We start from the raw sequence: 5,365 nt of genomic DNA on the forward strand, positions 1-5,365 counted from the left end.
CGGTCGGGCCGGGTTCGCCCTCGAAGCCCTCCAAGACGTTGTAGGCAGTGAAACCGGCCGCGGCGGCCGCCGTTGCCGCGGCGATGGAGCGGGCGCCGGAACGGCACAGGAAGACCAACTCGGCGGTCCCGGCCGCCGGCGCCTGGCCCTGCAGCTGGTCCAGGAACTGCGGGTTCGGAGCGCCGCCCGCCAGGGTCCACTGCACAAAGAGCGGCTCCCTGCCGGTGCCGGGCGCCGTGACCGGGATGCCGATCCGGGACCACTCTCCTTCGGTGCGGACGTCCACCAGCACGGCGCCCGCCTCCAGCTTGGCCCAGGCGTCCTGCGGGCTCAGGTCTCCGGCGTAGCTCATGCGTGCCCCTCGCCGGCAAAGTCGGCCCCGGACAGGTCGGCGCCGTCGAGGTCATCGACGGCGCTGGCCACGGCGGCGTCGGCGCTTGCGATCGCGGCCGGCAGGACGACGGCCTGCGCCACGATGACGGTGCTGCCGTTGAACGTTGCGGAGGGGCTGCCGTGCAGCACGTACCCCTCGGCTAAGGCGGCGGACACGCGCTCGCAGAAGCTGCGGTCGTCGGGGCYGGTGAAGAGCCGGTAGGCCAGCTTTTCTTCCGCGGCCTGGCCAGAGGCGGCGGGGGACGGTGCGGGCTCAGTGGCGGGCACTGAGGGGACGGATGCGTCGGGCATGACGGATCTCCTTACTTTCACGCTTGCAGCTCGAGTGGTCGATATGCCGAGTATTCACCTGAGGCACCCCGCCGCGAAAGGGAGGGTTGCCGACCGGCAAGTCAGGGCTTGGCGCCGGGTCTCATTACTCCCCAAAAACGTAGCACCAACCGTGGCGCCCGCCGCGGCGGGGCCGTCATGTTGAGTCACGAGGCACGAGTCCCGGCGGACCGCACGCCGCGCCGCCGGGTACTCCCGGAGCTATCCCTAAGTACTACCTGCAAGGCCGGCCCACGGCCCCGGCGCCGAATCGGGTAGTCCCTACTCGGGATATCCGATAGCGGCCTCACCTTTACTGGGAGAGCTAGTCCAGGGGTCCCGGAACGGGAAGTGCGGGGGCGTCAGGGGGCCAGGGCAAGCGCAATCCCACTCCAGAGTCCGGTGCTGGCCGGACGGGGTTGCTGATCCGCCAATTTGCCCGGCGATGCTCTGGAGGGGCCGCCGGAACTTCAACGAAGGAATTGGATTGTCATGGTCTCGATTTACGTTTTCCTGTGGCGTCCGGTGGCCGGCGCCCACGAACCCGGCCGTCTCCTGAGCTCCGGAACGGACAAGCAGTGAAGCCCCGGGTGCTGGTCACCGGCGCCGGCGGCCGCGCAGGCAGGGCCATCGCGGCGCAGTTGAAGGCCCGCGGGATCCCCGTCCTGGGCACCGACATCCGCGAGCTCCCGCCCGGCGCGGGAATCACCGTGGTCCGTGTCCCCGAGGCGCGTGACCCGGAGATGGTCTCGGCCCTCCGCCGGCTGGTGGCCACCGAGGGCGTCAACCTGATCATCCCCACGGTGAGCGAGGAACTCCCGCAGTTGGCGGCGTTCCGGGCCGGCTTCGGTCCGGAGGTCCGCGTTATCGTCGGCAGCCCCGGGCCCGCGGCCATCGCCAACGACAAGCTCTACACCGCCACGCAGCTTAAGGCCGCCGGCGTTCCCGTGCCCCGCTTCGGGGTTCCGCGGGACTTCGCCGGCGCCGCCGCCGCCATGGACGCGCTGGGCGGACCCGTGGTGGTCTGGCCCCGGGTCTCCGGCGGCGGACGCGGGGTCCTGGTGGTTGACGGCAGTGCCCAGGTGGACTGGCACCGGCTGCCGGAGGGCCAGATCGTGCAGGAATATATCCCCGGCACCGAATACGGCCCCATGGTGTTCGGGATGCCGGCGCACAACACTGCCGCACCGTTCGTCGTCGTGGAGGAAAAAGCGGAGCCGGCCCAGGGCTGTGGGGGCGTGAGCGCCCGCCGGGTCGAGGCGGGGAAGGACATTGACGTGGGCAATGTTGCCATGGCTGCGGTCCGCATGTTGGGGCTGACCGGCCCGATGGAGGTCGACGTACGCCGACGCGCGGACGGGACTCCCGTGGTCCTGGACGTGAGCGCCCGGTTCGGCGCCCACAGCGGCCACGCACCGGAGTTGCTTGACGCAGTCCTGGCGTCCTTCAACCTGCCCTCGTTCAACCCGGCGTCATTCCGCCAAAGCACCGGAGCGTACGCGGATGTCCTGGTGTGAAACGGCCCTGGCCGCGGTTCTACCTGCCGCGGACCTGCTCCTGCCGGTTCTAGGCCTGCCCCTCCTGGTGCTCGGGCTGGTGAAGCTACTGGTGCTGCTACTGGCGCTCTGCTTTGAGGTGCTCGCGGTGCAGCGCCACCGCAAGGGCGCGCCGACCTTGTTCGATGAATGGCCCACCGTGTCCGTCATTGTCCCCGCCTTCAACGCGGCAACGGTCATTGAGAATTGCGTCCGGTCCATCCAGCTGACCCGCTACGACCGGTACGAGGTGGTGCTGGTGGACGACGGCTCCACCGACAACACTGCCGAACTGATGCGGGGGCTGGCCGCCGCCGATCCCCGGATTACGGTGCTGAGCCAGGCCAACGCCGGGAAGGCGGCGGCCCTGAACCTGGGGCTGGGGCGGGCCACCGGGGACGTGCTGATGTTCGCGGACGCGGACGGGATATTCACCCGCGATACCGTCAAAAGGATGCTGCAGGGCTTCCCAGACAAGAAGACCGGGGCCGTCTGCGGCGCTGACCGGCCCATCAACCTGAACCGGGCCCAGACCCGGAGGCTGGCATTCGTCAGCCAGGTCGGCACCGGCATGGCCCGGCGAGCCGTCGCCGTGGTCGGCTGCCTGCCCGCGGTCTGCGGGAACATCGGGGCCGTCCGCCGTTCGGTCATTGAGGAAATCGGCCTGTTCCGTGGGGACACCATGGCTGAGGTGTTGGAGCTGACCTGGCGGGTCCGCCGTGCCGGGTACCGGGTGGGTTTCGCCCCCCAGCGCCCTGGTGCACACGGAGCCGCCCTCCACCATCGGTGCCCTCTGGCGCCACCGGGTCCGCCGCGCCCGCGGGCTGCTGCAGACCATAAGGGTGCACAAGGATCTGACCGGCCACCCCCGCAAAGGCTTCTTCGGTGCCTGCGTTATGTCCAGCGCCATGACCGTGGTGGCGGCCCCCGTGCTGCAGATCGTCCTGCTGGCGGACCTGGCCCTGCTGCTGGCGGCGGGGCGGAGTCCGCTCAGTGCCGAGGGCTGGGCGCTGATCGGCTGGCTGGGGCTGGCCGTGACGGTGGTCCTGACCCTGTCCGGGCTGGCACTCAACCGGGCCTGGCGGGACCTGCGGCACATTTGGGCCCTGCCGCTGGTTGCCCTGTACCCCGTGTTTACCGCCCTCGCCATGGTGGCCGCCGTCGGCCAGGAAGCCCGCGGCAAGAGGGTCCGCCGCAACAAGGTCCCCCGGACCGGGGCGGCCAGCACGCCTGCCGCCGGACCGCGGGCAAGCATCACGGCGTGAGGCCTGCCCCGGTTATGGCTTCCGGCGGACGCCGCGGGCTGCCGGAGGCTGATTTCGCGCCGGTGCTAGGCCCTGCCGGCTGCATGTCGTATGCTCCCGGTATCGCACCTGCGGGCCGGTCCTCTGCCGGCGAACCGCCGCTCACTCTCACCGAATTGGGGATCCTCATGAACCTGCGACGCATCGCGCCGGCCACACTCTTGATTTCGGCAGCCCTCGCGCTCGCCGGATGCGGCGGCTCCACGGCCCCGGCATCGACAGGCGGCGCCCCCGCTACGGGATCGCAGGGCGCATCCGTGGCCGCGAGCCAGACCCCAACCCCGACGCCGACAGCCGAAGCCAAGACGTACACCCGGGGTGACCTGGCGGCAATCATCGCCGGCCTCAAAGATGCCGAGGGCAAGCGCCTGACCGCCATCCCCGCCTCGCAGCTGGACCAGGGCATCACGGCGTCGAAGGAGATGATGAAGGCGGTCAAGATCACTCCCGCGGCGTGTGCGGCCGTGGCGGACAGCAACGCCCAGATCCCCGCCGGCAGCACCTACGCCAGCGGCACGTCCCAGGCCGCCAAGGTCCAAGCTGCCACGGCGGTAACCCTCGTGGCCTTCAAGGACCCGGCAGTCCTGGCCAAGAACCTCGACGAATCCGCCGTCAACAGCAACAAGTGCTCCGACTTCACCATGGAAATCCAGGGCCAGAAGGTCACCAACAAAACCGTGGTCCTGCCCGTGGAAACGAAAGCGGAGAAGTCCTACTCCGCCATGATGACCCAGAACCTGCCGAACAACATGACCATCAGCACGGTTGTGGTGATGGGTGTCCGTGGCGGACTCGCCGCGACTGCCGTCGCCACCGGCCCGGGCGTCACGAAGGCCGCGGCGGCCGACCTGGCGCGGATGGTCAATGAGGTCTTCGCCAGCCAGGGCTAACAACGCCCCGCGGCGTCCTACTCGATGGTGGCGAAGAGTTCGTTGAGCTCGGCCGTGAGCTGGGCGCGCAGCCCCGCCGTGCCGATTTCCTTGCCATCGATGTGGTTCACGGGGGCCAGGAGCCGGATGCTCGAGATCAGCCAGACGGCGTCGGCGTCGTAGAGGTCGGCCGGGACCAGCGGGCCGTAGCCCAGTTCCCAGCCGGCAGCCTTGGCCGCGGTGAACAGGGCGCCCTGCGAGGTACCGGGAAGGATTCCGCTGTCCAGCTGCGGCGTGATCAGCCGCCGCACGGTGCGGACCCCGCCCGCGCCGTCGTCAATGGTTTCCAGGTGCGCCAGCAACACCGTCGACGTCGGGCCCTCCAGGACCCGGCCGTCGGCGGACGTAAAGATGACATCGTCCGCGCCCTGGTGGAGCGCGTAGCGCAGCGCCGCCATGTTGACGGCGTAGGACAGCGTCTTGGCGCCCAGCAGCAGCCAGGGGGCGCGTTCGCCCACTTCGCTGTCGTAGCCGCGGTCCAGCAGTACGACGTCGATGCCGGTCTCGCGCTGCCGCCGGCCGGCCGCCGGGGGCGGGGACGCCTGCACCCAGCAGGTCGGTTGGGCCGCGCCCTCGACCMCGCGGGTGGCCAGGAGCTTGACCACCACCTCGTCGTCGTCGCCGCCCGCGCTGCCGCGGAACTCGCTGATGGCCGTGTCAATCGCCCGGCGCCAGGTGTCCTCGGCGGGGATATGAAGCTCCAGCGACCGGGCGGAGCCGGCCAGCCTGGTCAGGTGGGCCTGCAGCTTCCGCGGGCGTCCGCCCACCACCAGCAGCGACTCGAAGACGCCGTCGCCGCGGGTGGCGCCCTGGTCCGTGGCCATCAGCTGCGGGCGGGACGCATCGGCGACGCGGCCGTGCTCAAAGGCGGGGTCGAGGAACACCAGCACGGTGC

Annotated in this window: 6 protein-coding genes, 1 pseudogene and 1 riboswitch; of the genes and pseudogenes, 4 read left to right on the forward strand and 3 right to left on the reverse strand. The window is 70.4% G+C overall.

Going from position 1 to position 5,365, the window contains the following annotated elements; translation table 11 throughout:
• Together AC1DHD_RS14030 and AC1DHD_RS14035 are read right to left on the reverse strand one after the other, a co-directional pair.
• Positions 1–352 (reverse strand): rhodanese-like domain-containing protein (locus tag AC1DHD_RS14030; protein ID WP_476880300.1); only part of this gene is annotated, 352 nt, incomplete at its 3' end.
• Positions 349–684 carry a DUF1737 domain-containing protein gene (locus tag AC1DHD_RS14035; protein ID WP_476880301.1) on the reverse strand — a complete coding sequence of 112 codons (336 nt, stop codon included), beginning with the start codon at positions 682–684 and terminating at the stop codon, positions 349–351. The genes AC1DHD_RS14030 and AC1DHD_RS14035, both read right to left, overlap by 4 nt.
• A gap of 14 nt (positions 685–698) precedes the next feature.
• A riboswitch (SAM riboswitch) is annotated at positions 699–813 on the reverse strand.
• A gap of 467 nt (positions 814–1,280) precedes the next feature.
• On the opposite strand from AC1DHD_RS14035, the gene AC1DHD_RS14040 reads away from it, so the two are divergent.
• The 4 genes and pseudogenes from AC1DHD_RS14040 to AC1DHD_RS14055 all read left to right on the forward strand — a co-directional run bounded on the left by AC1DHD_RS14040 (position 1,281) and on the right by AC1DHD_RS14055 (position 4,431).
• On the forward strand, positions 1,281–2,219 hold the full coding sequence (locus tag AC1DHD_RS14040) for an ATP-grasp domain-containing protein (RefSeq protein ID WP_476880302.1): 939 nt from the start codon (positions 1,281–1,283) through the stop codon (positions 2,217–2,219).
• A pseudogene (locus tag AC1DHD_RS14045) lies at positions 2,206–2,928 on the forward strand (glycosyltransferase family 2 protein); the annotation flags it as partial. The gene AC1DHD_RS14040 and the pseudogene AC1DHD_RS14045, both read left to right, overlap by 14 nt.
• A gap of 67 nt (positions 2,929–2,995) precedes the next feature.
• The gene (locus AC1DHD_RS14050; protein WP_476880304.1) at positions 2,996–3,502 is read left to right on the forward strand and encodes a glycosyltransferase family 2 protein; all 507 of its coding nucleotides are present in this window, start codon (positions 2,996–2,998) and stop codon (positions 3,500–3,502) included.
• A gap of 167 nt (positions 3,503–3,669) precedes the next feature.
• Complete coding sequence (locus tag AC1DHD_RS14055; protein WP_476880305.1) at positions 3,670–4,431, forward strand: hypothetical protein; 762 nt, start codon at positions 3,670–3,672, stop codon at positions 4,429–4,431.
• Positions 4,432–4,448: 17 nt separating this feature from the next.
• On the opposite strand, the gene AC1DHD_RS14060 is transcribed toward AC1DHD_RS14055, so the two are convergent.
• Positions 4,449–5,365, reverse strand: a 917-nt coding sequence (locus AC1DHD_RS14060; RefSeq protein WP_476880303.1) for an aminodeoxychorismate lyase, incomplete at its 5' end; no start/stop codon positions are given.

The sequence above is a fragment of the Arthrobacter sp. 05L45_2 genome, from assembly GCF_056397525.1.